At 68.0% G+C, this 25161-nt stretch carries 30 protein-coding genes; 14 read left to right on the top strand and 16 right to left on the bottom strand.

From position 1 onward, the window contains the following. Positions 1 to 156: transposase (locus QM626_RS04640; RefSeq protein WP_415074471.1), on the top strand; the 156-nt coding region annotated here is incomplete at its 5' end. Between the two features lie 67 nt (positions 157 to 223). Here the strand turns inward: QM626_RS04640 and QM626_RS04635 are convergent. The 6 genes from QM626_RS04635 to QM626_RS04610 form a co-directional block, all read right to left on the bottom strand. Beyond that, positions 224 to 1270: a polysaccharide pyruvyl transferase family protein gene (locus QM626_RS04635; RefSeq protein ID WP_415074467.1), complete on the bottom strand. Its 1047-nt coding sequence runs from the start codon at positions 1268 to 1270 to the stop codon at positions 224 to 226. A gap of 14 nt (positions 1271 to 1284) precedes the next feature. Next, positions 1285 to 2310, bottom strand: a complete 1026-nt coding sequence (locus QM626_RS04630; protein ID WP_415074465.1) for a glycosyltransferase family 4 protein — start codon at positions 2308 to 2310, stop codon at positions 1285 to 1287. Positions 2311 to 2348: 38 nt separating this feature from the next. After that, complete coding sequence (locus QM626_RS04625) at positions 2349 to 3419, bottom strand: glycosyltransferase family 4 protein (protein ID WP_415074463.1); 1071 nt, start codon at positions 3417 to 3419, stop codon at positions 2349 to 2351. Between the two features lie 53 nt (positions 3420 to 3472). After that, positions 3473 to 4945 carry a sugar transferase gene (locus QM626_RS04620; RefSeq protein WP_415074461.1) on the bottom strand — a complete coding sequence of 491 codons (1473 nt, stop codon included), beginning with the start codon at positions 4943 to 4945 and terminating at the stop codon, positions 3473 to 3475. A 253-nt stretch (positions 4946 to 5198) separates the two neighbouring features. Then, positions 5199 to 6617, bottom strand: coding sequence for a polysaccharide biosynthesis tyrosine autokinase (locus QM626_RS04615; protein WP_415074459.1), 1419 nt, complete (start codon positions 6615 to 6617; stop codon positions 5199 to 5201). Between the two features lie 80 nt (positions 6618 to 6697). Continuing rightward, the gene (locus QM626_RS04610; protein ID WP_415074457.1) at positions 6698 to 7294 is read right to left on the bottom strand and encodes a low molecular weight phosphatase family protein; all 597 of its coding nucleotides are present in this window, start codon (positions 7292 to 7294) and stop codon (positions 6698 to 6700) included. Positions 7295 to 7350: 56 nt separating this feature from the next. Between QM626_RS04610 and QM626_RS04605 the strand changes: the two genes are divergently transcribed. The 7 genes from QM626_RS04605 (at position 7351) to QM626_RS04575 (ending at position 10894) form a co-directional block, all read left to right on the top strand. After that, the gene (locus QM626_RS04605) at positions 7351 to 7494 is read left to right on the top strand and encodes a hypothetical protein (protein WP_415074455.1); all 144 of its coding nucleotides are present in this window, start codon (positions 7351 to 7353) and stop codon (positions 7492 to 7494) included. Between the two features lie 15 nt (positions 7495 to 7509). Next, complete coding sequence (locus QM626_RS04600) at positions 7510 to 8295, top strand: lysostaphin resistance A-like protein (protein ID WP_415074453.1); 786 nt, start codon at positions 7510 to 7512, stop codon at positions 8293 to 8295. Between the two features lie 206 nt (positions 8296 to 8501). Next, a complete protein-coding gene (locus QM626_RS04595) occupies positions 8502 to 9035 on the top strand; it encodes a hypothetical protein (RefSeq protein ID WP_415074451.1) in 534 nt (177 codons plus the stop codon). A 56-nt stretch (positions 9036 to 9091) separates the two neighbouring features. Next, positions 9092 to 9790 carry a type II CAAX prenyl endopeptidase Rce1 family protein gene (locus QM626_RS04590; RefSeq protein ID WP_415074449.1) on the top strand — a complete coding sequence of 233 codons (699 nt, stop codon included), beginning with the start codon at positions 9092 to 9094 and terminating at the stop codon, positions 9788 to 9790. 198 nt (positions 9791 to 9988) lie between these two features. Further along, a complete protein-coding gene (locus QM626_RS04585) occupies positions 9989 to 10219 on the top strand; it encodes a hypothetical protein (protein WP_415074447.1) in 231 nt (76 codons plus the stop codon). 37 nt (positions 10220 to 10256) lie between these two features. Beyond that, positions 10257 to 10511 carry a type II toxin-antitoxin system Phd/YefM family antitoxin gene (locus QM626_RS04580; RefSeq protein ID WP_415074445.1) on the top strand — a complete coding sequence of 85 codons (255 nt, stop codon included), beginning with the start codon at positions 10257 to 10259 and terminating at the stop codon, positions 10509 to 10511. Further along, positions 10496 to 10894, top strand: a complete 399-nt coding sequence (locus tag QM626_RS04575) for a PIN domain-containing protein (protein WP_415074443.1) — start codon at positions 10496 to 10498, stop codon at positions 10892 to 10894. Before QM626_RS04580 ends, QM626_RS04575 begins: the two co-directional genes overlap by 16 nt. 161 nt (positions 10895 to 11055) lie before the next feature. Here QM626_RS04575 and QM626_RS04570 read toward each other — a convergent pair whose 3' ends face one another. Both QM626_RS04570 and QM626_RS04565 read right to left on the bottom strand, forming a co-directional pair. Further along, a complete protein-coding gene (locus QM626_RS04570) occupies positions 11056 to 11214 on the bottom strand; it encodes a hypothetical protein (protein WP_415074441.1) in 159 nt (52 codons plus the stop codon). A 64-nt stretch (positions 11215 to 11278) separates the two neighbouring features. Further along, entirely contained in the window at positions 11279 to 11419 is a 141-nt protein-coding gene (locus tag QM626_RS04565) for a hypothetical protein (protein WP_415074439.1), read from the bottom strand. Between the two features lie 277 nt (positions 11420 to 11696). Between QM626_RS04565 and QM626_RS04560 the strand changes: the two genes are divergently transcribed. Genes QM626_RS04560 through QM626_RS04550 form a run of 3 tightly spaced genes read left to right on the top strand, consistent with a single transcriptional unit; the run spans position 11697 to position 13744 of the window. Further along, entirely contained in the window at positions 11697 to 13040 is a 1344-nt protein-coding gene (locus tag QM626_RS04560; protein WP_415074437.1) for a DUF222 domain-containing protein, read from the top strand. A gap of 24 nt (positions 13041 to 13064) precedes the next feature. Further along, positions 13065 to 13310, top strand: coding sequence for a hypothetical protein (locus QM626_RS04555; protein ID WP_415074435.1), 246 nt, complete (start codon positions 13065 to 13067; stop codon positions 13308 to 13310). Further along, positions 13307 to 13744 carry a type II toxin-antitoxin system VapC family toxin gene (locus tag QM626_RS04550; RefSeq protein WP_415074433.1) on the top strand — a complete coding sequence of 146 codons (438 nt, stop codon included), beginning with the start codon at positions 13307 to 13309 and terminating at the stop codon, positions 13742 to 13744. Before QM626_RS04555 ends, QM626_RS04550 begins: the two co-directional genes overlap by 4 nt. A 31-nt stretch (positions 13745 to 13775) precedes the next feature. Here QM626_RS04550 and pstB read toward each other — a convergent pair whose 3' ends face one another. The 8 genes from pstB to QM626_RS04510 all read right to left on the bottom strand — a co-directional run bounded on the left by pstB (position 13776) and on the right by QM626_RS04510 (position 22983). Continuing rightward, on the bottom strand, positions 13776 to 14555 hold the full coding sequence (gene pstB / locus QM626_RS04545; protein WP_415074431.1) for a phosphate ABC transporter ATP-binding protein PstB: 780 nt from the start codon (positions 14553 to 14555) through the stop codon (positions 13776 to 13778). 22 nt (positions 14556 to 14577) lie between these two features. Then, positions 14578 to 15696, bottom strand: coding sequence for a phosphate ABC transporter permease PstA (gene pstA, locus QM626_RS04540; protein ID WP_415074429.1), 1119 nt, complete (start codon positions 15694 to 15696; stop codon positions 14578 to 14580). Continuing rightward, complete coding sequence (pstC, locus tag QM626_RS04535) at positions 15693 to 16742, bottom strand: phosphate ABC transporter permease subunit PstC (protein WP_415074427.1); 1050 nt, start codon at positions 16740 to 16742, stop codon at positions 15693 to 15695. The genes pstA and pstC overlap by 4 nt, the downstream gene beginning before the upstream one ends. Positions 16743 to 16763: 21 nt before the next feature. Further along, the gene (locus QM626_RS04530) at positions 16764 to 17873 is read right to left on the bottom strand and encodes a phosphate ABC transporter substrate-binding protein PstS (protein ID WP_415074425.1); all 1110 of its coding nucleotides are present in this window, start codon (positions 17871 to 17873) and stop codon (positions 16764 to 16766) included. 121 nt (positions 17874 to 17994) lie between these two features. Beyond that, positions 17995 to 19107, bottom strand: a complete 1113-nt coding sequence (locus QM626_RS04525) for a phosphate ABC transporter substrate-binding protein PstS (protein WP_415074469.1) — start codon at positions 19105 to 19107, stop codon at positions 17995 to 17997. Between the two features lie 29 nt (positions 19108 to 19136). After that, the gene (locus tag QM626_RS04520) at positions 19137 to 20075 is read right to left on the bottom strand and encodes an NUDIX hydrolase (protein ID WP_415074423.1); all 939 of its coding nucleotides are present in this window, start codon (positions 20073 to 20075) and stop codon (positions 19137 to 19139) included. Next, positions 20072 to 22240 carry an RNA degradosome polyphosphate kinase gene (locus QM626_RS04515; protein WP_415074421.1) on the bottom strand — a complete coding sequence of 723 codons (2169 nt, stop codon included), beginning with the start codon at positions 22238 to 22240 and terminating at the stop codon, positions 20072 to 20074. Before QM626_RS04515 ends, QM626_RS04520 begins: the two co-directional genes overlap by 4 nt. Before the next feature lie 44 nt (positions 22241 to 22284). Continuing rightward, a complete protein-coding gene (locus tag QM626_RS04510) occupies positions 22285 to 22983 on the bottom strand; it encodes a response regulator transcription factor (RefSeq protein WP_415074419.1) in 699 nt (232 codons plus the stop codon). A 100-nt stretch (positions 22984 to 23083) separates the two neighbouring features. Here QM626_RS04510 and QM626_RS04505 point away from each other — a divergent pair, with 100 nt between their 5' ends. The 3 genes from QM626_RS04505 to QM626_RS04495 all read left to right on the top strand — a co-directional run. After that, the gene (locus QM626_RS04505; protein WP_415074417.1) at positions 23084 to 23377 is read left to right on the top strand and encodes a hypothetical protein; all 294 of its coding nucleotides are present in this window, start codon (positions 23084 to 23086) and stop codon (positions 23375 to 23377) included. A gap of 139 nt (positions 23378 to 23516) precedes the next feature. Continuing rightward, the gene (locus QM626_RS04500) at positions 23517 to 24116 is read left to right on the top strand and encodes an FABP family protein (protein WP_415074415.1); all 600 of its coding nucleotides are present in this window, start codon (positions 23517 to 23519) and stop codon (positions 24114 to 24116) included. Further along, on the top strand, positions 24113 to 25161 hold a 1049-nt coding region (locus QM626_RS04495), incomplete at its 3' end, for a YgfZ/GcvT domain-containing protein (RefSeq protein ID WP_415074413.1). The genes QM626_RS04500 and QM626_RS04495, both read left to right, overlap by 4 nt.

The following is a 25161-nucleotide window of genomic DNA, read 5'->3' as shown; positions in this document are numbered from 1 at the left end:
TTCGACCGCCCCGGCACGAGCAACGGCCCCACAGAGGCCATCAACGGCCGCCTCGAACACCTCCGCGGCTCGGCCCTGGGGTTCCGGAACCTGACCAACTACATCGCACGGTCGCTGCTCGAGACCGACGGGTTCAGACCGCTCCTACACCCCTAAATGCGAAGAGCCCCGAATCTGCAACGAGGCGGCCAGGTCGATCCTCGTGCCGATCGGTATGATGGAATCATTTGCGTGCGTTCAAGGCGTCGCGCAGCGTACCGATTACGAACCCTCGCGCATCTGCGAGTCTCGCGGCAGCGGTTGCGATTTGAGCGTCGTACTTGTCCCGTCTGCCGGGATCGTCCAGCAGAGCATTTGCCTGTGAGTGGACGTGGAGTGCGTCGAAATTGTTGACGGAGTGAACCCAGTCGGACAGCCCGAGATCACCGAAAGCACCGAACCCCTTGCGCTCGTACGCGAGGTGTATCACGTAGTGCCCGGCCGCGAGCGCCATGAGCGCGGCGTGCAGTCGGACCGCTATTACCACGCGAGGCTGGCCGCCCGGATTCATCAGCTTCTCGCGCGCCAGGGTCGTTCGTGGGGTCAGCGTCGCTGCCGCGGGACGATCGTCATTGCCACCAGTCGTGCTCTGCACGTATCCGTCGTACGTACCCAGCATCTCCGCCAAGTCGTATATTGCGGGGCTCACCTTCCCGTGCACCGCTCGGATCGAAAGCACGGGAATCTGTGCGGCGGGCTGCCCAGGGTGTCGACCATCCGCGACCGCCGCGGTGGCGAGATCGGGCACGCGCATACTTGTGGGTCCCCCGACCTCTTGAACTGAGCGGTCGTCGCGGAGCATTACCGAGTCGACCTTGCCGAGCAGATGCCGCAGCGGCCGGCGAAGACCGTAACGGGCCGGTCCGATGCTCTGAGGCAGATAAATCGTGGGCGTTCGAGTGCGCGCGGCGGCGCGTAACTGCAATGCGTGAGTGAGCAACATCTTCACCGTCTCGACGGGCGTCCCTGCGCGCAGATAGCCCCCACCGACAGCGACGACGAGGTCGAAGTCATCGATCGTTCGCAGAGCGTGGCGGTAGCCGGCGTCCCAGCCTCGTGCGCTCGGCGTGCTCCGCAGCACGGTGACGTCGAGATCAGAGAACGTCTCCGGCCGAATCGCGAGCATAGTGACTGCGGCATCGCCGAGCGCTTCGCGGACGAGTGCGAGTGTCTCGTGAACCAGCAAGCCGTCGCCAGCGTTCTCGGCGGAATATGCGTGGAGCACCAGCACCTTAGACCGTGGCATCAGAGCATGCTCTCGTAGACGTCGACGTGCTTCGACACGCTCGCCTCCCATGAGAATTGCGACGCCCAGTCGCGCCCGTTGCGCGCGCAGATCCCGCGCGCTGTCTGATCGGTCAACGCACGAACGACCCCCTCTGTGATGCCATCGGCAGTGAGGGACGGGAACTGCAAGGACGGGCCCGCTATGTCCGCGAGCGATCCCCGATCGGAGGTCATCACGATGGTCCCAGCCGCGAGCGCCTCAAGCACCGGGAAGCCGAACCCCTCATAGAGGCTTGGGAACAGGAACACGCTCGCTGCCTGCATGAGTGCCGTGCGATCCTGATCGGACACGAAGCCGAGCTGGATCGCGTTTGTTGCCTCGGCGAGACGAGCAAGAGTCGTTTCTGAGTTCCACGCTGGCTTGCCTGCGATTACGAGAGGGATGCCCAGCTCGCGTACTTCGGGACGTTCGAAAGCCTCGATGAGCGGCACGAGGTTCTTTCTCGGCTCAATGTTGCCCAGATACAGCGCGAACTCGTTCGGCAGTCTGCCGTTAATCTCCTCCGACAGCGGAGTAGGGGTTGAGAATCGGTCAAGGTCAATACCATGTTCGATCGTGACGATGCGCGAGGCATCCACTCCGAACACTTCGTGGATGTCGCGCGCACTCGAGCGGGAGACCGTGATGACGCGGTCCGTTGAGTCGATAGCGCGCTGCACCCGAGTGCGCCAGATCTTTTCCTGGCGACGGTTGCGTGCATCGGAGATCCAGCGGCTGGCCACACCGTGCACCGTCACGACTGAAGGGCGCCGCGTCTTGATCAACGGACCGGTGTCCGCCACATAGTGCAGCACGTCTCCGGCCTCACCGGCACGCAGACCGGCCTCGGTCTCCCGTAACAGGGTGATGGCTGGATGACTCCCCATCGGGATCTTTCCCACGGATATGCCGCGAGATGTCAGACCGGACGCGATCGCTCGTGCGTACGTCGTATTCCCGCCGGTGTGGCGGTCAAGGATTCTGCTCGGCATCAGGATCTTCATGGTCGGGCTCCGAGTCCGTATCGATTGTGTGATTCTCGTCAACGCCTGGTCGACGCCAGTCCGATGTTGTAGGCCGAGTTCAATTGGCGCGACTGTTCTTTCGGATTGTTCCCTTCGAACGCGCGGTGAGCCGTGTCGTATGTCATCGCTCTCAACTCGGCCGAACGGAGCAGATCCCGGATCCTGCGCGTGGCATCGTCTTCCTCGGCCAGGATCTCCGGTGGAAGACCAGAAGTGTAGGGACGCTTGATAGCTAATGCTGGTGCTCCGACCGCCACGGCCTCCAGTAAGGCGATCGGAAATCCTTCCCATGACGCGGTATGTAGATACAACGTGGCTTGCCTCATCAGCTTCAGCACTTCGGCGCGATCCAGCCATCCGGTTATCTCGACTCCTGCATCGATCAATTGTCCGCGTAGGACCTCGTCTGTGCCGTCGCCGATCCATACAAACCTCGCGGGCAGGTGTTGAGGCGCTTCGCGGATTTTCGCAGCGATATTGGCGAAGGCGGTCGTGCCCTTCTGCTGCATTATTCGCCCCGCTCCGACTACGAGCGTCTGATCGCCCCGAGGAATGTCGTGAGAATCGCTCGACGGGAAGGTGCGCGCGACGTTCGTGACATAGACGGCGCTCGCCCGCGCAGAAAGCCGGCGAGATAGCTCCTGTTCTCGTCTGCCGCAAGCGATGAAGACAGTCGTGTTCTTTGCAAGCGCCCATTCGATGGCAAGGAACGCTCGTCGCACGAGTCGCGTGACATCGAGGCGCTCGAAAGGAAAACAATGAGGCGTATATGCGATTGCGATCGACCGACGTGCACGGGCGACGCGTGCATATAGTCCACCGAACGCAGAATGGCCGTGAATTATGTCTATACCGAGGGATTTCGAGAGCCGTGAGACTTGTCGGATCCGTCTCAAGTGCCCCTCTCTAAAAAATGTAACGCTCGTAAAGCAGTCCAACTCGTTCTCGTCGAACGATGCGTCGTTACTGTGGGCGAATATGAGATGGTGTTCGAAACCAGGAGTGCGCTGAGCGTAGCTGATGACTGCGTCCGCGAGCCCGCCGCCCATACGCTCGACCACATGCAATACGCGCGGTCGTTCGTCCAAGGATGATCTGTTCAACTCGTGCTTTCGGGGTGTGAGGGGAGGGTCTCCGACCCTCAATGTGCACTCTCGCCGGGCGCAAGCGCAGCTTTGGCAGTCTTTGCGAGGATTGCCAGGTCGCCAAGCATCGTCCAGTTCTCGACATAGGACAGGTCGAGACGGACAGTGTCTTCCCATGACAGAGTTGAGCGCCCGCTGACCTGCCAGAGGCCGGTGATTCCCGGCTTAACCAGGAACCGGCGGTGCACGTGGGTTGCGTACTGCTCGACTTCCTGCGGCAGCGGCGGCCGGGGCCCGACGAGCGACATCGATCCGCCAAGCACGTTGAACAGCTGAGGGAGCTCGTCGAGGCTGTACTTACGCATAATCCGACCGATCGGCGTCACACGTGGGTCGTTCTTCATTTTGAAGAGCACTTCGTTGCCCGAATCGATGCCTTGCTCATGGCGCTCGCGCTGAAGGCTCTCGAGAAGCTCCTCTGCGTTCGTCACCATTGACCGGAACTTCAGCATGGTGAACTCGCGTCCGCTGCGGCCGATGCGTATCTGACGGAAGAAGACCGGTCCCTCTGACGAGAGCCGGATACTCATCGCAAGGAACGCGAAGATGGGACTCAACAGCACGACCCCGACGGCGCTCGCCGAGACATCCAACGTGCGCTTGAGGAAGAGCTGGCCCCTGCTGAAACGAGGGGTCTCGACGTGAATCAGGGGCAGACCTGCGACGGGGCGCGTGTGAAGACGCGGACCAGCGATGTCCACGATGCTGGGCGCGAGCACGAGGTGCTGCCGCCCAGCCTGCAGATTCCACGAGATCTGTTTGACCTTCGACGGCGGCAATTCATCGGTGCTTGTCACCGCGATCGTGTCGGCGTTCGTCGCGAACATCGCGCGCTCGATGGCATCGACGCTGCCCATCACGGGGATGGCGGTATCTGGCACGGTCGATGCGACTTTTCCAGAAGGAACACACGCACCTACAACCTGATAGCCAGCGCTGGTGTTGCGCTGGAGTTCCCGTGCGATTTGCGCGACAGAAGTCTCCGAACCGACTAGGAGGACCCGCGCGGCATATCGGCCCATCGACCGTTGTGCGTTCAGCCATTGTCGCCACAACCAGCGTTCCAGAGTAAGAACGAGGATGCCGACCGGAAGGCTGATGAGTAGATACCCGCGAGCGAGATCGACTCGAAGAAGAAACGCCAGGATCGCAATAAGACCGAACAGCCGGAAGCTTGCATCGATGATGCGAACGTATTCGGTGTTCCCGGTGCCGATTACTCGGTAGCTGCGAGAGTCGATGAACGACAGCGACCACATCCAGAAGACAACGAGCGCGCCGGAGAACACCCAGTACGAGATGTCAGTGATCCTGCTGTCGTCGCGCATCGCGATTTGCGCCTCGCCTGCGCCGAACCATGCGATCTGCGTACCGTATGCAACCCAGACGAGCACCAACAAGTCGCTGATCCAGAGTCGAAGCGCGTACGCTCGCCGCCAGTTGGAAGTGGGCAGATGAGTTTCGGTCATTGTTCGCTCCGGGTCGGCAGAGGCAACATTGGTGACTGTCTCACTAATCGAAGCCACATCCTCTCCCGTCCTGAGTTCCCCGACGGGGACGCTAGCAGACGTATGTCACGCGAATGTGTCATGTAACCGCCGGAGGCGCTCTCCGCGCATTTCGCATCGCTTCGTCTGCTCAACGCCGGGAAGCTGGGCTTGCTCAACAACATCCGGGGCCGCAGCATCCGAGGCTGCGTGCGCTCAAGTCGCCTAAGAGCAGTCACCGTGGGGTCGAACTGGCCTCGCCAGCCGAGCGCACGTCTGCGGATTCGCGGTAACCGTAGCCGCCGTATCCATATCCGTAGCCATACCCATAGTAGGAGTCGGGCCCGCGCGTGGGCACCATCGACATCACGACGCCCGCAAGCTTCGCACCGACCGTGTGAAGTGCCTCCACAGCTCCGGTCAGCTGGTGACGGCTTGTGCGACCCGCCGCGACAACCATGATCGCGCCGCTCATAGAAGTGGAGAGCACGGCGGCGTCCGTGACCGGCAGCAGCGGCGGCGCATCGCACAACACCACATCGAAGCCATTCTCGAGCACCTCGATCAGGCTGTGCATCTGGCTGGACCCGAGCAGCTCGCTCGGGTTCGGCGGAATCTTGCCTGCCGGCAGCACGAACAGGCTGCGGCCTCCCCACGGCAACATCACGTCGCCCAGCTTCGCGCGGCCGATCAGGACGTCGGTCAAACCGACGCCGCCCTCGAGGCCGAGATATTCGGCGACCTTGGGCTTGCGCAGATCGGTATCGACCAGCGCAACGCGCTTGCCGGCATCCGCCAGCGCGATCGCGAGGTTGATCGTCGTCGTCGACTTGCCCTCGCTCGGCACGGAGCTCGTGACGACGAAGCTCGATCGTCCGCCCATATCGAGGAACTGCAGGTTGGTACGCAGCGACCGGAACGACTCTGCCCGGGGGCTCAACGGATCGGCGTGCACGATCAGTGGGCGTTCCTTGGCCTTCGAGTCGAAGGCGATCACGCCGATGAGCGGCGCATCGGTCACGGCGGCCGCATCCTTCGCGGAACGGACCTTGGTGTCGAGCACGGTGCGCAGCACGGCGACACCAATGCCGAGCGCGAGACCGATCAGAGCACCCAGGGCAAGATTCAGCGGCACGTTCGGGCTCGACGGCGAGAGCGCGGGCTGCGCGTCACTGACGCGCGTCAATCTGACCGGGCTGGTGTCAGAGCCGTTGGGAGTCTCGATCGATTCGACCGCGGACGTGAGACTCGACGCAATAGCATTGGCGATGTCGGCAGCCTGCACGGCATCGGCATCCGTCACCGTGATGGTGATCAGTGTCGTACTCGTCGTATTCGATGCAGTGATCTTCGAAGCGAGTTGCGATGCTGTCTCGCCCAGACCCAGGTCTGCGATGACCGTGTTCAACACGATCGGTGTCTTGACGAGATTGGTGTATGTCGTCACCCGCGCTTGCGAGAACGTCGAACCCTGGTTCAACTCCTGCACTGAGTCGCTGCTTGTCTGGGTGGATACGAACACGGTGCTCGACGCCTCATACATCGGCGTTCGCGTCAGGCTATAAACTGCCGCGGCGCCGATGCCGACGAGGAAGATGATCAGAATGATCAGCCAGTTCTTCCGGAGAACGCGGATGTAGTCAGTTAGTTCCATGCAGGCTTCTCCGTAATGCGTGGCGTGTGGCTGCCCGCCATCCTGCCATATCGATGTAACGCCATTGTGGCGGCGGTGTCTCAGGAGGTGATCGACAAGCGAAGCGCTCGCACCACTCCGTCAAGCGCGGGAATGAGCTGCTGCGCCGAACGCTGATACGTCTCCCACGATCTGCCGAACGGGTCGATGACGTCGTCTTCCGCAGGATCGGCGGGGCCGAGGACCACGCCGCGAGCGCCAGCGACCGTCGCCGCCATGGCCCGCACTCGCATACTGTCATTCACCCCGCCGGCGTCGGCCGCTTGACGCAACTCGTGGTCGCTGAACTCCTCCTGCAGCCGTGCGAACTCGCGCAACGTGAACGTGGACCGCAACCGCGCCGGGGCGAGCTCCGCGATCTCACGTCGGTGCTCGCGGCTCATCGCGAGGATCAGATCGGGAGCGGTGAGATGGTGCTCGGCGAGGAAGCGGGAGCGGTGCACGGCCGCGTCGGTCGCCGAGACCCCCGCTTCGACGGCGAGCTGCACGGCCTCTTCGGGCATCGCCGCATTCGGCAGACCGCGAGTGCCCGCGCTCTCCACAGTCGCGTCGAGATCGGCCAGACGCATGCGCAGCACGAGCGCGGCGAGGGGGGAACGGCAGATGTTGCCGGTGCACACGGTCAGCACGGTGAACACGGCATCCTCCCTCAACTCTCTTGCGGTAACAGCGTATTTGAGCCTATCGGGGGTCCGTGCCGCTCGAGACGAGCGCCCGGTTGCGCGCGTTGTGCACGAGCGTGCGTCTCGGCGGCATCCTGGAGCGTCATCTCGTCGACGACGGCTGCGCCCGGGGCACCGAGCTCGGCTACACGGTGCTGGGCGACGAAGTCGTGTGACGGTAACGTGGGCGCGTGTCCGAGCAGCCCACCGGTGTCGACGTCGCTGATCCGCCGCCCGCGGAGTCGCGACCGCGTCGTCGTTCGTCGCGTCGCACCGACTGGCGGCTCGGCGGCAGCACCGTGGCGCGGTGGCGCGAGCGGACGCTGGCCGTCGCGCTCGTCGCCGTCGGCCTGTCGGTCATCGTCGGCGCCCTCATCGCGTCGCTTTGGAGTTCGTCGTGGGCGTCATCCCTCGCCACCGTCGTCGGGTGGGTCGGGATGCTGGTCGCGGTCGCCTGGGCGCTGTCACGGTCGCGGCCGATCGGGTTGTTCGTCTTTCGCTGGGTCGATGTGCTGTTCGGCCTGGGATTGGGCATCGTGCTGCGCACTGCTGCCGGCTGGATCGACGTCGACCTGGGGGGGAGCGGCGCCTTCCCGTCCTACGCAACGGTCAATGGGGCGCTTTCGAGCACATGGTGGCTAGACGATTTGCTGGGGCCGGTGGTAATCGCGCCCTCGCTCGAGGAATTGTTCTTCCGCGGGGTGCTGCTCGTGTCGCTCTACACCGTGCTGCGTCGGCCTTTCGGCAAGATTTCGGCAGGGCTCGTCGCATTTCTCGCCACCACCGGATTCTTCGTGCTTCTGCATGCCGTCGCCTTCGACAGCGGCTCCGCCGCGGCCGTCTCGCTCGCGCTGCTCGGCGGTGTCTGCGCAGCCCTGGTGCTGTTGACCGGGCGCATCTGGGCGGCGATCGTGACGCATGTGGTCTACAACGCGACCTTCGTGATCCTCGCTGTTCTCGGCACTCTGCTGGGGTGAGGGCGAGCGCGGGGGTGAATCCTGGGGTGATTAAGAAGTTCGTCGCCTTGTTACCTCGTAGTAACACGCCGAGGTGCGATATAGGAGCCGGTCGGGTAGCATCGAACGCGGTTGGGGGTTATCGATCTTCAGACGGATCAATGGATGGCCCCGCTTTTCCCCCGGAAATATTGTCGTTTTACTGTAGAAAACTTGCGAGGAAGACCATGATCAAGAGAGCAATCGCCATCGTCGGTCTGGCCGGTGCCATCGTGCTGTCCGGCGCCTTGGCGGCCAATGCGGCCACGTACCCCGTCACGGGCACCGTCAGCACTTCGTCATCCACCGCCGCTCCCGGTTCGAGCGTCACCATCACCGTCACCGATCTGGCCAACGACGACGACGTGATCTTCAGCGTCACCGGTCCCGGTATCGGCTCGGGCAGCCTGTCGTCGATCGTCGCTGCGGCCACGACCGGCACCACGTCCGTCACCAAGACGCCGGTGGACAGCGCGGCATCCGCCACGTTCACCGTCCCGACCGACGGTTCGGGCACCTACACCATCCTGGTCACCCAGGACGGCACGCTCGTCGGCAGCGTCGCGGTCACCGCGACCTCGTCTTCGTCGAGCAGCGGCCTGGCCGTCACCGGTGGCACCACTCCGGTCGCGGCTGTGTGGGTCGGCGCCGGTGCGCTCGGCCTCGGTGGAGTCGCGGTCGCCGCGGCCACCGCCCGCCGCCGCGCACGCGCGCAGCGCTGAACACCAGCACCACCTTCATGACAGAGGCTCCGGGTCACGGCCCGGGGCCTCTGTCGTTGTCCGTCGCCGGACCGTTCGCGCGCCCGGGCATCGCCGTCGGCGTCGCCGGCTTCGGGTTCGTCGCCGCGTTCGTGGTGACATCGCTCTACACGCAGCTGTGGCGCCCGAGCCTGCTGACGTTACCGCCCGCGCTGCTGGCCCTGCTCGACCTCGTGATCGTGCTCGCGCCTTACGTCGTCGCGGTGGTCGTGGCGGTGCGGTGGGGCCGCGGCGACACCGGGCTGCGCGACTGGTCGTCGCTCGGCATCCTGCTCGGTCTCTCGCTCGGCGTCCTCGCTCGCGGCGTGACCGAGCTGCTGGTGCCGACGACCGGCAGCCTCACGGGCGCTTTCTCGGTGGATGCCGACGGTGCCGTCGTCGCCGGGCTCGTCGTGAGCGTCGCCGGCGCGGTCGTCGTGTCGCCGTTCGTCGAGGAGCTGTTCTTCCGCGGGGTGATCCAGCGGGCCACGGCGCAGGCAGCACGACCCTGGGGGCCGACGTTCGCCGGCGTCGTCGCGGTGGCGCTCTCGGTCGTGACCTTCGTCGGCGCACATCTGCTCGTGGCCGACAGCTCGACGTGGCCGGCCGAGATCGCCGCCACGCTGCCGCTGGGGCTTGCCGCGGCGCTCGCCACGGCCTTCACGCGGGGGATCGGCGCCGCACTCGTCGCACACGTCGTCTTCAACCTCGGCGGGATCCTCCTGCTGCTCGTGTGAGACGCTCCGCTCGTTCAGCGGATTCATCACATCGCTGTCAATGGGCGTTATGTATCACCGTTAGGCTAGGTGGACGGGATCTCGCCGCTGGCGAGTGGGGATCCGTCGGCAATGCTCTCTGGGCGGGGGCGTCGGCGGGAAGGCAGGGATGTCATGGCGCGACGTTCGTCGCGGCGCTCGCCGCGGAATCCGAAGATCGTGGAACTCTACGAAGGGCCGGACGGATGGGTTCCCGCGGGCTCCGGCCTGCGGCTCTCGCCGTCGACCGCCGGCGAGCTGCGCGGGCGGGGCTGCACCATGGTGCGCGTGCGCTGGCGCTGGCGTGAGATCAAGGAGATCTCGTTGACGCAGTATCTGCAGCGTTACGCCGCTCCGATGGCCGAACCGGTGGTCGAGCCGGCGCGGCGCTCACGGCGGCGACAGGACTGACCCGCGCAGGTATCTGATAATCAGATACCCTTGATCCATGCGTACGGTCTCGGCGACGGAAGCGTCGCGACGATTCTCCGATCTGCTCGACGCCATCGAGGCGGGGGAGACGGTCACGGTGACGCGCGGTAATCGCGCGATCGCCGAGTTGCGTCCCGCGCGCGCACGAAGCGGTGCCGACCTGGACGCGGCCCTGGAGGGGATCCCGGCGCCGGACGACGGCTTCGCCCGCAGCATCGCCCAGGCGGTCGAATCGCTCGCGGAGGACGTCGATCCATGGCGCGTCGACTGATCCTGGACACCGGCGTTCTCATCGCCTACGAGCGCAAGAGCATCGATCGCTCGCTGCTCGCCGCGGACTCGGTGGCGATCGCTGCGATCACCGTAGCCGAGTACCGCACCGGGATCGAGCTGGCCGATTCCGCCGGACGAGCCGCGGATCGTGCGCGCGCGATCGCCGCGATCACCGCGACCGTGGAGGTGCTCGAATACACCGCTGCCACCGCGGCTCACCATGCGCGCCTGCTCGCTCATGTCCGCCGATCGGGGCGGCCGCGTGGCGCCCACGATCTCATCATCGCCGCGCACGCCGTGGAGACCGGCCGGGATGTCGTCACCCTCGACGCAGCCGCCCGGTTCGGGGAACTGCCCGGCGTGGTCGCGTTCACTCCATGAGTCATGGCGGTGTGCGCGAGAGAGCCCCGTGTCCGACTCTTCCGCGTCGGGCACGGGGCTCCCATGTTCACGCCGGGGGCTGAGGCTGCTCGCCCGGATCGTCCTCGTGCGGATCGCCGAACGGAGGGTTCTCGTCCGGGCTCGGGGGGATCGTGCTCATCTCATCCTCCTGAGGGGTTGTCGACCGGCCGACCGTTTTCGTCGGTCGTGTCGTTCTCGTCGGGCGTTCCCCGCGGCTCAGGTGCGCCACCGGAGGCGGTGTCGGCATCCTGGTCGCCGTCGGGCGTGCCGTGCGTGTTCTGTCCGCTGTCCGTTTCCATGTGGACGAGTCCACTCCTCACGCCGGCCGGGCGCGAGGGGCTTGACGCGGCGCCTCGAGGGCGCCTATTCCGTCGGGAAGGGCTTGCCCTCGGGAACGGGGTCCTCGTCGTCGGTGACAGGCGGGTCCCACTCCTGGGCGACCTCTTCGGCGCGCTCCTCGTCGTCGTGCTGTTCCTGATCGGTCTGGCGCTCGTGTTCGCTCATGCGCTCATCATGCCCCGCGACTGCCGCGGAGAAAACGGGCGGCGCGACGGGCCCCCACGTGGCAGAATGCACGGCTCGGTCGCGGGTGGGCCGAGCTTCGGTCGTGCTCCCTGTTGCGCTTCGGTCGCGCTTCGGTCGCGCTCCCTGTTGCACTTCGGTCGCGCTTCTGTTGTGTGCGGCGCGCAGCCTCTCCTCCACAGCCGCTGTTCCGATACGGGTTTTCCACAGTCTCCTGACCGGCCGCGTCGATGTCGGGGGTGGGTGCGATGATTAGAACATGTATTCGACAGTCACCGATGAGATGAGCGCAGCGGAACGGACCGAGCTGCGCTCCATCGTCGACGACTTCCGGGCGGTCGAGGCGGTGGTGGCCGCTGCGGAGGCGGAGCGGGCGCGCATCCTCGCCCGAGCGGGCGCGCTGGCCGCATCCGTCACCGTCGACCAGGTCCCCTCGGTCAAGGCCCACGACATGGCGCTGCGGGCGATCGCCGCCGAGCTCGCAGTGCCGATGCACATGTCCGACCGGTCGCTGCAGCGCCAGATCGACGACGCGGGCCAGCTCGTCGAGCAGTATCCGGCCACGCTCGCCGCCCGGGGCGAGGGGCGTCTCACACGGGCGCACGTGCGCGTCGTCATGGAAGCCGGCAGCATCCTGCCGCCGGAGAAGCGCGAGGCGTTCGACCGGGCCGCGGTGCGTCACTGCGAGGCCACCACGCCGGCGCGAGCGCATCGCGCTCTCGCGCTGCTGGCAGAGCGCATGCATCCGCGCACGCTCACCGAGCGGCACGTCGAAGCGCGCGAGACGCGTGGCCTGCGTGTCGAGCACGGCGTCGACGGCATATCCGACCTGATCGCGAGGATGCCGACCCTGCTCGCCGACGCCGTCTTCGATCGGGCCACCCAGCAGGCGCGCGCTCTCATCGACCTACGCGCGAACCCGCCCGACGACATCGACGACGAGACCCGCAAAGTGCTGGCCTCCGACCATCGCACGCTCGACCAGCTGCGTGCCGACATCCTCGCCGACATGATGCTGACCAGCCAGCCCGGCGCCGACCCGACCCGCACCGACGACGGACCCGGCACGCTCGGCGCGATCCGGGCCAAGGTGCAGGTCGTCGTCCCGGTGCTCTCGCTGCTCGGCGGCGAGCAGGATCCCGCCGAGCTCGCGGGTCGCGCCCCGATGGACGCCGAGACGGCCCGTCGGCTCGCCGGCGCCACCCGGTGCCCGTGGGAACGGGTGCTCACCCATCCCATCACCGGCGCCGTGCTGCACACCGACACCTATCAGCGCACGGCGGCCATCGACCGCCACCTCCGTGCTCGCGACCAGCACTGCCGCTTCCCCGGATGCCGCGTCCCCGCCGTGCGCTGCGAGGTCGACCACACCCACGACTACGCGCTCGGCGGTCGCACGCGCCTCCGCAACCTCGCTCACCTGTGCCAGCGGCACCATTCGATGAAACAGTTCACCGCCTGGGCGGTGCGACAACTCGACGACGGCGTCCTCGAGTGGACCTCCCCACTCGGCGAGGTCTATGACGACTCCCCGCCGGATCCCGTCCCCGCGGGAGTGCGCTTCGCGCCGGACGTGGGTGAGGCCGAGCCGCCACCTGTCTAGACCTGCTCCTGCTACAGTATGTGCATGAAATCCGAGCGCCTGCAGGTGCTGATCGACGTCGAACAGCGCGCGCGCCTCGAGCGCGCGGCGGTCGCGCGCGGCGTCTCCCTGGGGGCGCTCGTGCGCGACGCGATCGATGTCGTCTATCCACCGCAGGCTTCACGCCGCGCACAGCTCGCGGCGAAGATCCTCGACGCGGCACCGGCCGACGTGCCCGCACCCGACGCGCTGCGGGCGGAGCTCGACGACCTGCGAGGACGACACGGGTGATCGTGCTCGACACCACGGTGCTGATCTACGCCGCCGGATCCGATCATGCTCTTCGTGAACCCTGTCGAGCTTTGATCGCCGCCGTGGGAGAGGGACGTCTGCTGGCGACGACGACCGTCGAGGTCGTGCAGGAGTTCGCCCACGTGCGAGCACGACGTCGGGGCCGGGACGACGCCGCCGACCTCGCAGAGGCGTATGCCGGACTACTCTCCCCGTTGCTCAGCGTCGACGCAGGCGACCTCGATGCCGGGCTGCAGCTCTACCGCGGTCACGACGACCTCGGTGCGTTCGACGCCGTGCTGGCCGCGACCTCGATGCGCCGCGAGCACGTCACAGCGCTCGTCTCGGCCGACGTCGCGTTCTCCCGCATCCGAGGGCTGCGGCATCTGGATCCCGCGCAGCCGGACTTCGTCGCGGAACTCGGCATCCGCTGACCGGTCCACGGACGGCGCCGGCCGCCGGGGCTCACCCGAAGCGGCCGGAGACGTAGTCCTCGGTGGCCTGCACGGACGGCGTGGTGAAGATCGTCGACGTGTCGTCGTACTCGATGAGCTTGCCGGGCTTGCCGGTGCCGGCGATGTTGAAGAACGCCGTCTTGTCGCTCACCCGCGACGCCTGCTGCATGTTGTGCGTCACGATCACGATCGTGTAGACGCGCTTCAGCTCCTCGATGAGCTCCTCGACGGCGAACGTCGAGATCGGGTCGAGGGCCGAGCACGGCTCGTCCATGAGGATGACGTCGGGGGAGACGGCGACCGTGCGGGCGATGCACAGGCGCTGCTGCTGTCCGCCGGAAAGGCCCCCGCCCGGCTTGTCGAGCCGGTCGCGCACCTCGTTCCACAGGTTCGCGCCGCGCAGCGACTTCTCGACGATGGCATCCTGGTCGGACTTCGAGAGCCGGCCGCCGTTGAGCTTGATGCCCGCGAGCACGTTCTCCCTGATCGACATCGTGGGGAACGGGTTCGGACGCTGGAACACCATGCCGACGTGACGGCGGACCAGCACCGGGTCGACGCCGGCGCCGTAGAGGTCTTCGCCGTCGAGCTTCACCGAGCCCTTCACGTGCGCGCCGGGGATGACCTCGTGCATCCGGTTCAGCGTGCGCAGAAAGGTCGACTTGCCGCAGCCGGACGGGCCGATGAAGGCCGTCACCGTGCGGGGCTCGATGTGGATGTTGACGCCCTCGACCGCGAGGAAATCGCCGTAGTAGACGTTCAGATCGTTGACTTCGATGCTCTTGGACACGAGTGGACTCCTACCTGGGGCCTCAGCGGCTTGCCTTCGGGGCGAACCGTGCCGCGATCAGACGCGCGACGAGGTTCAGGATGACGACCATGATGATCAGGAGAAGCGCGGCGCCCCACGCCTCCTGGTGCGACATGTCGGGCTGCGACTGGTCGGGGAACGCGTAGCCGGTGTACGAGAGCACCGCGAGAGTCGACATCGAGCCGGTGAACGGGTCGGTGTTCAGGGACGACGTGAAACCGGCGGCGATGTAGATCGGCGCGGTCTCGCCGATGACGCGGGCGATGGCGAGCACCGCCGCGGTGACGAGGCCCGCGACCGAGGTGCGCAGCACGACCTTGACGATGGTGCGCCACTTCGTCACGCCCAGGGCGTAGGACGCCTCGCGCAGCTCCATCGGCACGAGCTTGAGCATCTCCTCGCTCGAGCGCACGACCGTGGGGATCATGAGCACGCAGAGGGCGATCGCGGCGGAGAAGCCGCTGAACGCCTTCGGCCCGACGATCAGCGTGAACAGCGCGAACGCGAACAGACCGGCGACGATCGAGGGGATGCCGGTCATGACGTCCACGAGGAACGTGATCACCCGGCGGATCGGGCTCTTCGTCGTCGCGTACTCGGTGATCCAGACCGCGGTCAGCATCCCGATCGGCAGCGAGATGACCGTCGCGATGCCGGTGATGATGAGGGTGCCCACCAGGGCCGGCCCCGCGCCCGCGACCGTGGTCGTCTCCAGCGTGTCCCAGTCGAAGGTCGAGGTCTCCGCGCCGAAGATGAACGACGGCGTGAGCGAGGTGATCCCCTGCGCGACCACGGTCCACAGCAGCGACACGAGCGGGATGAGCGCGAGCACGAACGCGGTCGTCACCACTCCGCGCATCACGCGGTTGGTCGCCTGGCGCCGATCCTCCGCGATGAGGGAGACGACGCCGATCGTCACCAGGTAGAGGATCGTTCCGGTGACGAGCCAGCCGACGACGTTGAACCCGTCGCCGCCCAGCGCGAAGAGGCTGAACACGGCCGCGGTGGCCGCGAACGAGCCGATCAGGAGGTACAGCTCCGAGCGGCGCGGCAGTCGCCCGGCGTGCAGCGAGACGGGCCGGTTCAGCGTGTCGACGCGGGCCGCGGTGGTGACGCTCATGACGTGGCCGCCTTTGCTGCCTTGGGGGTCCGCGCACGGCGCGTGCGGCTGCCCGAGGTCGAGCGGCCGATGATCCAGCGGGCGAGGAAGTTGACGGCGAACGAGATCACGAACAGGGCGAGACCGGTGGCGATGAGCACCTCGCGCTGCAGGCCGTTGGAGCCGCCGAACTGCAGGGCGATGTTCGCCGCGATCGTGCCGGGGTTGTCGTTGCTGTTGAGCACGAACGAGTAGATGAACTGGGGGGAGACGATCATGGCGATCGCCATCGTCTCGCCGAGGGCACGGCCCAGGCCCAGCAGGATGGCGCTGACCACGCCGCTGCGGGCGTACGGGAACACCGCCATGCGGATCATCTCCCAGGTCGTCGCGCCGAGGGCGAGCGCGGCCTCCTCGTGCAGGCGCGGGGTCTGCAGGAAGATCTCGCGGCTGATCGAGGTGATGATCGGCAGGATCATGATCGCGAGCACCATCGCGCCCGCGAGGATCGTCCCGCCGGCCGCGGAGGCGTCGGGGGAGAAGAAGGGCAGCCAGCTGAGGTAGTCGGCGGCGAAGTCGTTGAACGGCGTGAGGAACGACCGCACCGTGTACAGGCCCCACAGGCCGAAGACGACCGACGGGACCGCGGCGAGCAGGTCGATGATGTAGCCGAGCACGCCGGCGATGCGGCGCGGCGCGTAGTGCGAGATGAACAGGGCGATACCGATCGCGACCGGCGCGCCCATGAGGAGTGCGAGAAGCGACGCCCAGATCGTGCCGAAGATCAGCGGACCGACGTAGCTCCAGAAGTCGGAGAAGCCGACCGTGTTGCCGGCGGTGGGGTCGAGGATCTCCGAGGCCGTGGACCAGTTCGCCGTGATGGCGGGGACGGCCTGGATGATGAGGAAGATCGCGACGCCGGCGAGGATGACCAGGATGAGCCAGGCGGCTCCGCTGGACAGGCCGAGGAAGACGCGATCCCCGGCCTTGCCCGGAGACTTCAGCGCCGCGGTGGCGGCCGGGCCCTCAGGGGCCCGGCCGCTCGCGGCTGGCGTTGCAGCACTCACGGGATCAGTTTGCCGCAGTGATTACTTGACGGTGGCGAGCGTCGCCTGGACCTCGTCCAGGATCGACTGCGGCAGCGGGACCGAGTTGGCCTTGGCCGCCGCGACCTGCTGGCCGGTCGAGGTGGCGATGAACTGGAGGTAGCTGATCGTCGCGTCGGCGTTCTCGGTGTCGGTGAACTCGAGCGGGATGATCGCGTACGACAGCAGCGGGATCGGGTAGGCGTCGGCGTCCGAGTTGATCGCGTCGTAGTCGAACTTCAGCGAGAGGTCGCCGTCGACACCGTTCGAGTTCTCGGTCGCGCCGGCCGTGAACGCCTCGGCGACGGTGTCCGACGTGAGCTCGATGCCGTTCACCGACGCCGCGGAGACGCCGTCGATGATCGCCGAGTTGTCGAGGTAGCCGATGGAGCCGGCGACACCGGCGATCTCGGTCGCGACCGCGCCGCCACCCTTCTGCGCGTCGACACCGGTGATGTCGGCGGGGAAGGTGCCGGAGCCCGCCCACGTCCAGTCGGTCGGGTCGGAGGCGTAGAGGAAGTTGGTGAAGTTGTTCGCGGTGCCCGACGAGTCGGAGCGGACGACGACGTTGATCGCCTGGTCGGCCAGCGCGGTGCCGCCGTTGTCGGCCGTGATCGCGTCGTCGCTCCAGTTCGTGATCTGTCCCGAGAAGATCTTCGCGATGGTCTCGGTCGAGAGGTTCAGCGAGTCGGAGATCGAGCTGTTGTACGCGACCGCGACGCCGTCGAGGTAGATCGGCAGGTTGACCGCGCCGGAGGTGTAGGTCGCCGCGGCCTCGGTCGTCTCGTCGGCCGAGAGCGGCGCGTCCGAGCCGGCGAAGTCGAGCGAGCCCGCGATGAAGTTGGTGCGACCGCCGCCGGAGCCGAGGGTCTTGTCGTAGTTGATGGTCACGCCGGTGGCGACCGAGGTGAACGCCGCGGCCCACGCGGTCTGCGCGTTGGCCTGGGCGGACGAGCCGCCCGCGGTGATGGTGCCGGTCAGCGAGGCGTCGATGGACGCGGTCGCCGATGCCGACGCCGAGCTGTCAGAGGTGCTGCTGGACGCGCAGCCGGCCAGGGCGACCGCTGCGACGGCGGCGAGGGCGCCGGCCTGGGCAAGACGAGAGATCTTCACTTCTTGGATCCTTCACGGGTAAGGGGTGTGCGCCCGGTGCGGGGCGTTTAGACGGTAGGCGGCGTTCCTTACCGGTCCGAGGTGCACGGGTGAACGGCGGGTAAACGACGCAGGGCCGCGTTCACTCGTCGGTGCCCATGAGGGCCAGCGCGACCTCGGCGCGGATGCGCAGCGACCCCGTCACGGGCATCAGGCCGGTGGCGGTGACGCCCGCCTGCCCGTTCACGCTGACGGCGGAGGTGAACAGCGCCTGCACCTCGGCGGTGACCGCCGGGTCGCGATAGCTGCGGCATCCGATGAGATATTTCACCATCGCGAGCGGGTAGGCCCCCTCCTCCGGGGTGCGGTCGATCTCGACACGCACCCGCGTCGGAGACGTCTCCTCGTCGCTCTGCTCCGCGATGCTCACCGCGCCGGCGGCCGCACGGGACGAGGCGGCGATGTACTCGTCGCCCACCCGCAGCACCGCGGCCCGCAGCTCGCCGACATCCGTCGTCTCCACATACCCGATGGCGCCGACGGTGCCCTCGACGGTGCCGGCGACGTCGGTCGTGCCGCGCCCGCCGAGCTGGGGCCAGCGGTCGACCGAGCCGTAGGTCCACACCGGCTCGGCCGCGGCGGAGAGGTAGTCGGTGAAGTTGCTCGTGACCCCGGAGGGGCCGGTGGCGTGCACCGGCGTGATCTTCTCGTCGGGCAGCGTGACGTCGGGGTTCTGCGCCTCGATGGCCGGGTCGTCCCACTGCGTGATGCGTCCGGTGAAGATGCCCGCGACGGTGCTCGCGTCCAGGCGCAGCTCGGCCACGCCCGGCAGGTTGTAGACCACCGAGATCGCGGAGATCGCGACCGGGATCTCGACGAGCTCGCCGTCGGCGCTGCACCCCGCGAACGTGGTGGACTCGACCTCGCTCGTGGTGAACGTGCGGTCGGTGCCGATGAAGTCGACGGCGCCCTGTGCGAACTGGGTGCGGGCCGACTGCGTCGTGCCGGTCGTGTAGGTGACCTGCGGCCGCGGGTCCTCGAGCGCCGCGGTCCAGGTGTCGATGCGCTCGGCCTGCCATGACAGCCCGGCGCCCGTCAGCGGAACCGTGCCGCTCGTATCGGTCGGCCGGGGCGTGTACGCGGTGGTCGAGGTGCTCGGCGTGGGAGTCGACGGCGCGTCGGGGAGGATGCTGCATCCGCTCGCCGTGAGGGCGAGGATCGCCAGGGCGGCGCACACTGTGAGCCGCGGGATCATCACCGTGACATCTTACGTGGCGGCGACGATCAGACCTGGGGGAGCACCGTCTCGATCGCGGCGATGCCGGAGCCGGGGTTCGTGCGCGACAGGTGCACGACCGAGAAGCCCGCGACCTCGAGGCTCGACGCGCTGCCCAGGTACGAGCCGCGCAGCGTGCCGGTCGCGAGGGCCAGCTCGTTCAGGATGTCGGGCAGCACCGGTCCGTGGCTGCACACCACCGCCGGCTTGCCGCTGCGCACCCGGCGGCCCACGACCGACCGCACGTCGGAGCGTCCCTCCTCCCACGCGTCCTGGCTGACGTCGGGGGTGGTGCGGATGGTGCGGTCGAGCGCCTTCGCGAGCGGCGTCACGGTCTGGACGCAGCGCACCGCGTCGCTGGAGACGATCCGGCGCACGCCGTAGGCGCGCAGCGGTCCGACGATGGCCGTCGCCTGGCGGGCGCCGCGCTCGGTGAGCGGGCGGGCCGCGTCCGCCCCGTGCCACTGATCGCGGCCGACCGCCTTCGCATGCCGCAGCGCGATGATCGGGAACGTGTCGATCGCGCCGTCCCGCGCGAACGTCAGGAAGCTCTCCACGATCTCGACGTCCACCGGGTAGCTGAGGTAGCCGAGCGCCTTCTTCGGCGTCACCCACTCGAGCGCCGCGATCTCCTTGTTCGGCACGAAGGTCGATGCGCGGATCGCGTCGTCGGTGGCCTCGGCGGCCCAGTAGTGCACGACCTTCTGCCGCCCCTTCGGCATGACGTACCGGGACACCCCGACCGGAACGCCCAGGCGCACCCGGATGCCGGTCTCCTCCTCGATCTCGCGCACCGCGGTCTCCGGCAGCGTCTCACCCGGGTCGACCTTGCCCTTGGGGAGCGTGACGTCGCGGTACTGCGTGCGGTGGATCAGCAGGATCAGCAGCTTCCCCTCGACGAGCCGCCACACCACGCCCCCGGCCGCGTACACGGCGGTGTCGGTCATCGAGCCGCCCGGGGCCGCCGGCGCCGCTGCACGGCGGCCATCGTGACGTCCTGGAGGTCGGCGAGCGGCCTGCCGTCGGCGTCCAGGTGATGACGCACCCACTCCCCGTCCGGGCCGAGCCACCAGGAGCTGGTCGTGTCGCTCATCGCCAGCGAGAACAGGTCGTTCAGCTCCGTCAGCTGCGCGGGGGAGACGATGCGCACCAACGCCTCGACCCGGCGGTCGAGGTTGCGGTGCATCATGTCGGCGCTGCCGATGTACGCGATGGGCGTGCCGCCCGCCTGGAACGCGAAGATGCGCGAGTGCTCCAGGTAGCGGCCCAGGATCGAGCGCACCGTGATGTTCTCGCTCATGCCCGGCACACCCGGCATGATGCTGCAGATGCCGCGCACCCACACCTCGACCGGCACGCCGGCCTGGCTCGCGCGGTAGAGCGCGTCGATGATCTGCTCGTCGACCATCGAGTTGACCTTGATGCGGATGCCGGCGGGCTTGCCGGCCTCGGCGTTGCGGCGCTCCGCGTCGATCAGGCGCAGCAGCCCCTTGCGCAGGTGGAGCGGCGCGACCAGCAGGCGCTTGAACTTCTTCTCGATCGCGTAGCCGCTCAGCTCGTTGAACAGCCGGGTCAGGTCCCGCCCGACCTCCTCGTTCACCGTGAACAGGCCGAAGTCCTCGTAGATGCGGCTGGTCTTCGGGTTGTAGTTGCCGGTGCCGACGTGACAGTAGCTGCGCAGCACGCCGTTCTCCTCGCGGATCACCAGCGCCAGCTTGCAGTGCGTCTTCAGGCCCACCAGGCCGTACACGACGTGGACGCCGGCCTTCTCGAGCTTGCGCGCCCACACGATGTTGTTCGCCTCGTCGAACCGGGCCTTCACCTCGACCAGGGCCAGCACCTGCTTGCCGGCCTGGGCCGCGTCGATGAGGGCCTGCACGATCGGGCTGTCGCCGGAGGTGCGGTACAGCGTCTGCTTGATGGCCAGGACGTGCGGGTCCTTCGCGGCCTGCTCGAGGAAGGCCTGCACGCTCGTCGCGAACGACTCGTACGGGTGGTGCACGAGCACGTCGCCCTTGCGGATCGCGGCGAAGATGTCGGCGCGCTCGGTGTTGTCGCCGGGCTGGAACGCGAGCGCCGTGGTGGGCACGTGCGGCGGGTAGCGCAGGTCGGGACGGTCGATGCGGGAGAGGTCGAACAGGCCCCGCAGGTCGAGCGTGCCGGGGAGGCGGTAGACCTCCTGCTCGGTGATGTCGAGCTCCTTGATGAGCAGGTCGAGGGTGACCTCGTCCATGTCGTCGGTGATCTCGAGGCGGATCGGCGGCCCGAACCGTCGGCGCATCAGCTCGGCCTCGAGCGCCTGGATGAGGTTCTCGGTCTCGTCCTCCTCGATGACCATGTCCTCGTTGCGGGTGAGGCGGAAGGCGTGGTGGTCGAGGATCTCCATGCCCGGGAACAGGTCGTCGAGGTTGTTCGCGATGAGGTCCTCGAGGGTGACGTAGCGCACGTGGTCGGTGCTGCGCGAGACCTCCACGAACCGCGGCAGCATCGGCGGCACCTTCAGGCGGGCGAACTCCTGCCGGCCGGTCTTGGCGTTGCGGATGCGGATCGCCAGGTTCAGCGACAGCCCGGAGATGTAGGGGAACGGGTGGGCGGGGTCGACAGCCAGCGGCATCAGGACCGGGAAGACCTGCGCCTGGAAGTACTCGTACAGCCGGGCCTGGTCGTGCGGGTCGAGCTCGTTCCAGGTCGCGATCTCGATGCCGGCGTCGGCCAGGGCGGGGCGCACCAGGAACTGCCACGCCTCGGCGTGCCGCAGCTGCAGGGCGTGCGCGGCCTCGGAGATGTCGGAGAGCACGTCGGCGGGGGCGCGGCCCACGTTGGTGGGCACGGCGAGGCCGGTCAGGATGCGGCGCTTGAGCCCCGCCACCCGCACCATGAAGAACTCGTCGAGGTTGCTGCCGAAGATCGCGAGGAAGTTGGAGCGCTCCAGGGCCGGCAGCTGCGGATCCTCGGCGAGCTCGAGCACCCGCTGGTTGAACGCCAGCCAGCTCAGCTCCCGGTCGAGGTAACGGCCCTCGGGCAGTTCGGCATCCGGTGCCTCGGTCGCCTGGTCGAAGTCGTCGTCGTCGGCGTCGCCGAGACCCGAATCGAGCACGTCCTGTTCGATCATCACCTCATCATGACAGCACGAGGTGACCGAGATGTGAACGGGGTTCAGACCTGGCTGCGGCTCTTCGGGGCCGGCACCTGATCCTCGTCGTACACGTTGAAGCGGTAGCCGACGTTGCGCACCGTGCCGATCAGCTGCTCGAGGTCGCCGAGCTTCGCGCGCAGGCGCCGCACGTGCACGTCGACCGTGCGGGTGCCGCCGAAGTAGTCGTAGCCCCAGACCTCGCTCAGCAGCTGCTCGCGCGTGAACACCCGGGACGGGTGGGTGGCGAAGAAGTGCAGCAGCTGGAACTCCTTGTACGTGAGGTCGAGGGGCCGGCCGTGCACCTTCGCCGAATACGACGACTCGTCGATCGTGATGCCCGAGGTCTGCACGCGGCTGGAGGGCTGCTCCGCCGTCTGGCGGCCGATCGCGAGCCGGATGCGGGCGTCGACCTCGGCGGGCCCGGCGCTGACGAGGATGACGTCGTCCACGCCCCAGTCGGTGGACACCGCGGTGAGGCCGCCCTCGGTGATCACCAGCAGCAGCGGCGCCTCGAGACCGGTCGTGGTGAGGATCTTGCACAGCGACTTGGCGCCCACCAGATCGAAGCGGGCGTCGACGAACACGACGTCGGCGCTGGGCGCGTTCACCAGCTGAGCGGGCTCAGCCGGGATCTGGCGGACACGGTGGCTGAGCAACTCGAGCGACGGCAGGACCGGAGCGCCGGCCTGCGCGGAACTCAGGACGAGAAGCTGTGCCAAAGGAATCCTCCCGGCGGACTCGGCCGCCTTCCGATCATCTTAGAGGGGGACGGGCCTCCGAGTGGATGCGGGGACCTCCGCCGTGCGCGAGAATGACGGGATGACCACGCCGGAGCTCGTGCCGCACCGTCCGATGCGCCCCATCATCGCGGTGTGGATCCTCACGGCGGTGGCCGGGCTCGCGATCGTCCTGTTCGTGCCCGCGGGCTGGCAGGCGACCTGGACGACGATCGCGCTCGGCCTCGCGCTCATCGTCGGCTTCGCGGTGCAGCTCTGGTACGGCATCGCGGCGGGGTTCATCCGCCGCACCGCGATGACCGTGCTCGGCTCGATGCTGGTGCTGGGCGTGATCAGCGCGGTGGGCGCGCTGGTCACGCTGCTGACGGCGATCTGAGCGCTACCATGGGTGGCATGGACCTCGTCGCGCTGGAAATGTTCTTCGTGGGGCTGCTCGGGCTCGCCTCGCTCGCGATCGCGTTCGTCTCCGTCGTGGTGGTCAAGAACCTGTATCGCGGCCAGCGCTGACGGGCGCCATGATCGAGCTTCCGACCGATCTGCCCGCCGACCTCGTCCCGCTCGCGTGGCTCGTGGGCACCTGGGAGGGCACCGGCGTCATCGACTACGAGGCGGACGGTCATCGCTTCACGGGTGAGTTCTCGCACCGCGTGAGCTTCACGGCCGACGCCGTCGGCGCGCTCGCCTACGCGGCCTCCGCGCACCTGCGGGACGCGGAGGAGACCCCGCTGGTCTCGGAGAGCGGCTACTGGCGGCTGGCCCGTCCGGCCACGGCATCCGACCCCGGTCCCGGGCTGCTGCCCGCCCGCGCTGCCGGTGCCGCGCGCGCCGCCGACGACGTGGAGGCGCTGCGCACCGCCGAGGGCGGCTTCGAGCTGGTCGCGGCGATCGTGCACGCCGACGGGCTCAGCGAGCTGTACGTGGGCCAGGTGCGCGGACCGCGCATCGACATCGCCACCGACGCGGTCGTGAGCCCTCCCGGCGCCGGTGCGTACGGCGCGGCGACCCGCATGTACGGGCTCGTCGAGGGCCACCTGCTCTGGGCGTGGGACATCGCCGCGCTCGGCGGCGAGCTGGGCTCGCACGCCTCGGCGCGGCTGGCGAAGGTCGACCGATGACCGGGCTGTTCGAGGGCCTGCCGGGCGCGGTCGTCACCGACGGCGTCCTGCAGCACGCGGGCAACCCGCCGGTGGAGCAGCGGATGCTGGCGGACGGCGAGGCGGTGGCGATCACCGGGGACCGCGCCGTGATCGCGGTGTCGGGCGAGGACCGGCTGAGCTGGCTGGACTCGATCACCTCGCAGGCCGTGACGGCGCTGGCGCCGGGGGAGTCGACCGAGCTGCTGGTGCTCGACCCGCACGGGCACGTCGAGCACGTCGCCGGGGTCGTGGACGACGGCGAGACCGCGTGGCTGCTGGTGGACGCCGGTGACGCCGAGGCCCTGCTCGGCTGGCTGCTGCGGATGCGGTTCCGGCTGCGCGTCGCCCCACGGCTGGCCGACGAGTACGTCGTGGCCGGGGCCGCCTCGGCCGCGTCGATCACGGCCGCGGCGCCGGCCGACGTCCCGCTCGTGTGGCACGACCCGTGGCCCGAGGTGGGTCCCGGCGGCGCGGGCTACGCGGCCCCGGAGGGCCATCCGGGGCTCGACCGGCACTGGGTCGAGGTGCTCGTGACGCCGGACGAGGCCGCGCGGCTGCTGCGCGAGCGGCCCGTCGCAGGCGCCCTCGCCGTCGACGCGCTGCGGATCGCCGCGTGGCGGCCGCGGTGGGCGGCGGAGGTCGACGACCGGCTCATCCCGCACGAGGTCGACTGGCTGCGCACCGCCGTGCACCTGGACAAGGGCTGCTACCGCGGGCAGGAGACCGTCGCGAAGGTGCACAACCTGGGGCACCCGCCGCGACGCCTCGTCGCGCTGCACCTGGACGGCAGCGAGGACGTGCTGCCCACCCGGGGGGACGCGGTCGCGATCGGCGACACGGAGGTCGGCGCGGTGACCTCCGTCGCACGCCACTTCGAGGAGGGGCCGATCGCGCTCGCGCTCGTGCGGCGCGGCGCCGACACCTCGGGTCCGCTGACCGTGCTCACCGCCGACGGACCGGTCGCGGCGGCCGCGGCGGAGATCGTGCCGGCGGCAGCCGGGGCGACGGCATCCGTGCCCCGGCT

This window comes from Microbacterium sp. (assembly GCF_047606385.1).
In the GTDB taxonomy this organism is placed as follows: domain Bacteria; phylum Actinomycetota; class Actinomycetes; order Actinomycetales; family Microbacteriaceae; genus Microbacterium.
The sequence above is the reverse complement of the archived record's forward strand: the minus strand, read 5'-3'. Positions and strand labels throughout refer to the sequence as shown.

Coding starts and splice junctions, on each gene's coding strand:
- QM626_RS04595 (WP_415074451.1), top strand. CDS start 8,502: ATGATCAAGAGAGCAATCGCCATCGTCGGTCTGGCCGGTGCCATCGTG.
- QM626_RS04565 (WP_415074439.1), bottom strand. CDS start 11,419: ATGAGCGAACACGAGCGCCAGACCGATCAGGAACAGCACGACGACGAG.
- QM626_RS04630 (WP_415074465.1), bottom strand. CDS start 2,310: ATGAAGATCCTGATGCCGAGCAGAATCCTTGACCGCCACACCGGCGGG.
- QM626_RS04620 (WP_415074461.1), bottom strand. CDS start 4,945: ATGACCGAAACTCATCTGCCCACTTCCAACTGGCGGCGAGCGTACGCG.
- QM626_RS04570 (WP_415074441.1), bottom strand. CDS start 11,214: ATGGAAACGGACAGCGGACAGAACACGCACGGCACGCCCGACGGCGAC.
- QM626_RS04515 (WP_415074421.1), bottom strand. CDS start 22,240: ATGATCGAACAGGACGTGCTCGATTCGGGTCTCGGCGACGCCGACGAC.
- QM626_RS04520 (WP_415074423.1), bottom strand. CDS start 20,075: ATGACCGACACCGCCGTGTACGCGGCCGGGGGCGTGGTGTGGCGGCTC.
- QM626_RS04525 (WP_415074469.1), bottom strand. CDS start 19,107: ATGATCCCGCGGCTCACAGTGTGCGCCGCCCTGGCGATCCTCGCCCTC.
- QM626_RS04580 (WP_415074445.1), top strand. CDS start 10,257: ATGCGTACGGTCTCGGCGACGGAAGCGTCGCGACGATTCTCCGATCTG.
- QM626_RS04555 (WP_415074435.1), top strand. CDS start 13,065: ATGAAATCCGAGCGCCTGCAGGTGCTGATCGACGTCGAACAGCGCGCG.
- QM626_RS04505 (WP_415074417.1), top strand. CDS start 23,084: ATGACCACGCCGGAGCTCGTGCCGCACCGTCCGATGCGCCCCATCATC.
- QM626_RS04615 (WP_415074459.1), bottom strand. CDS start 6,617: ATGGAACTAACTGACTACATCCGCGTTCTCCGGAAGAACTGGCTGATC.
- QM626_RS04560 (WP_415074437.1), top strand. CDS start 11,697: ATGTATTCGACAGTCACCGATGAGATGAGCGCAGCGGAACGGACCGAG.
- QM626_RS04500 (WP_415074415.1), top strand. CDS start 23,517: ATGATCGAGCTTCCGACCGATCTGCCCGCCGACCTCGTCCCGCTCGCG.
- pstA (WP_415074429.1), bottom strand. CDS start 15,696: ATGAGCGTCACCACCGCGGCCCGCGTCGACACGCTGAACCGGCCCGTC.
- QM626_RS04575 (WP_415074443.1), top strand. CDS start 10,496: ATGGCGCGTCGACTGATCCTGGACACCGGCGTTCTCATCGCCTACGAG.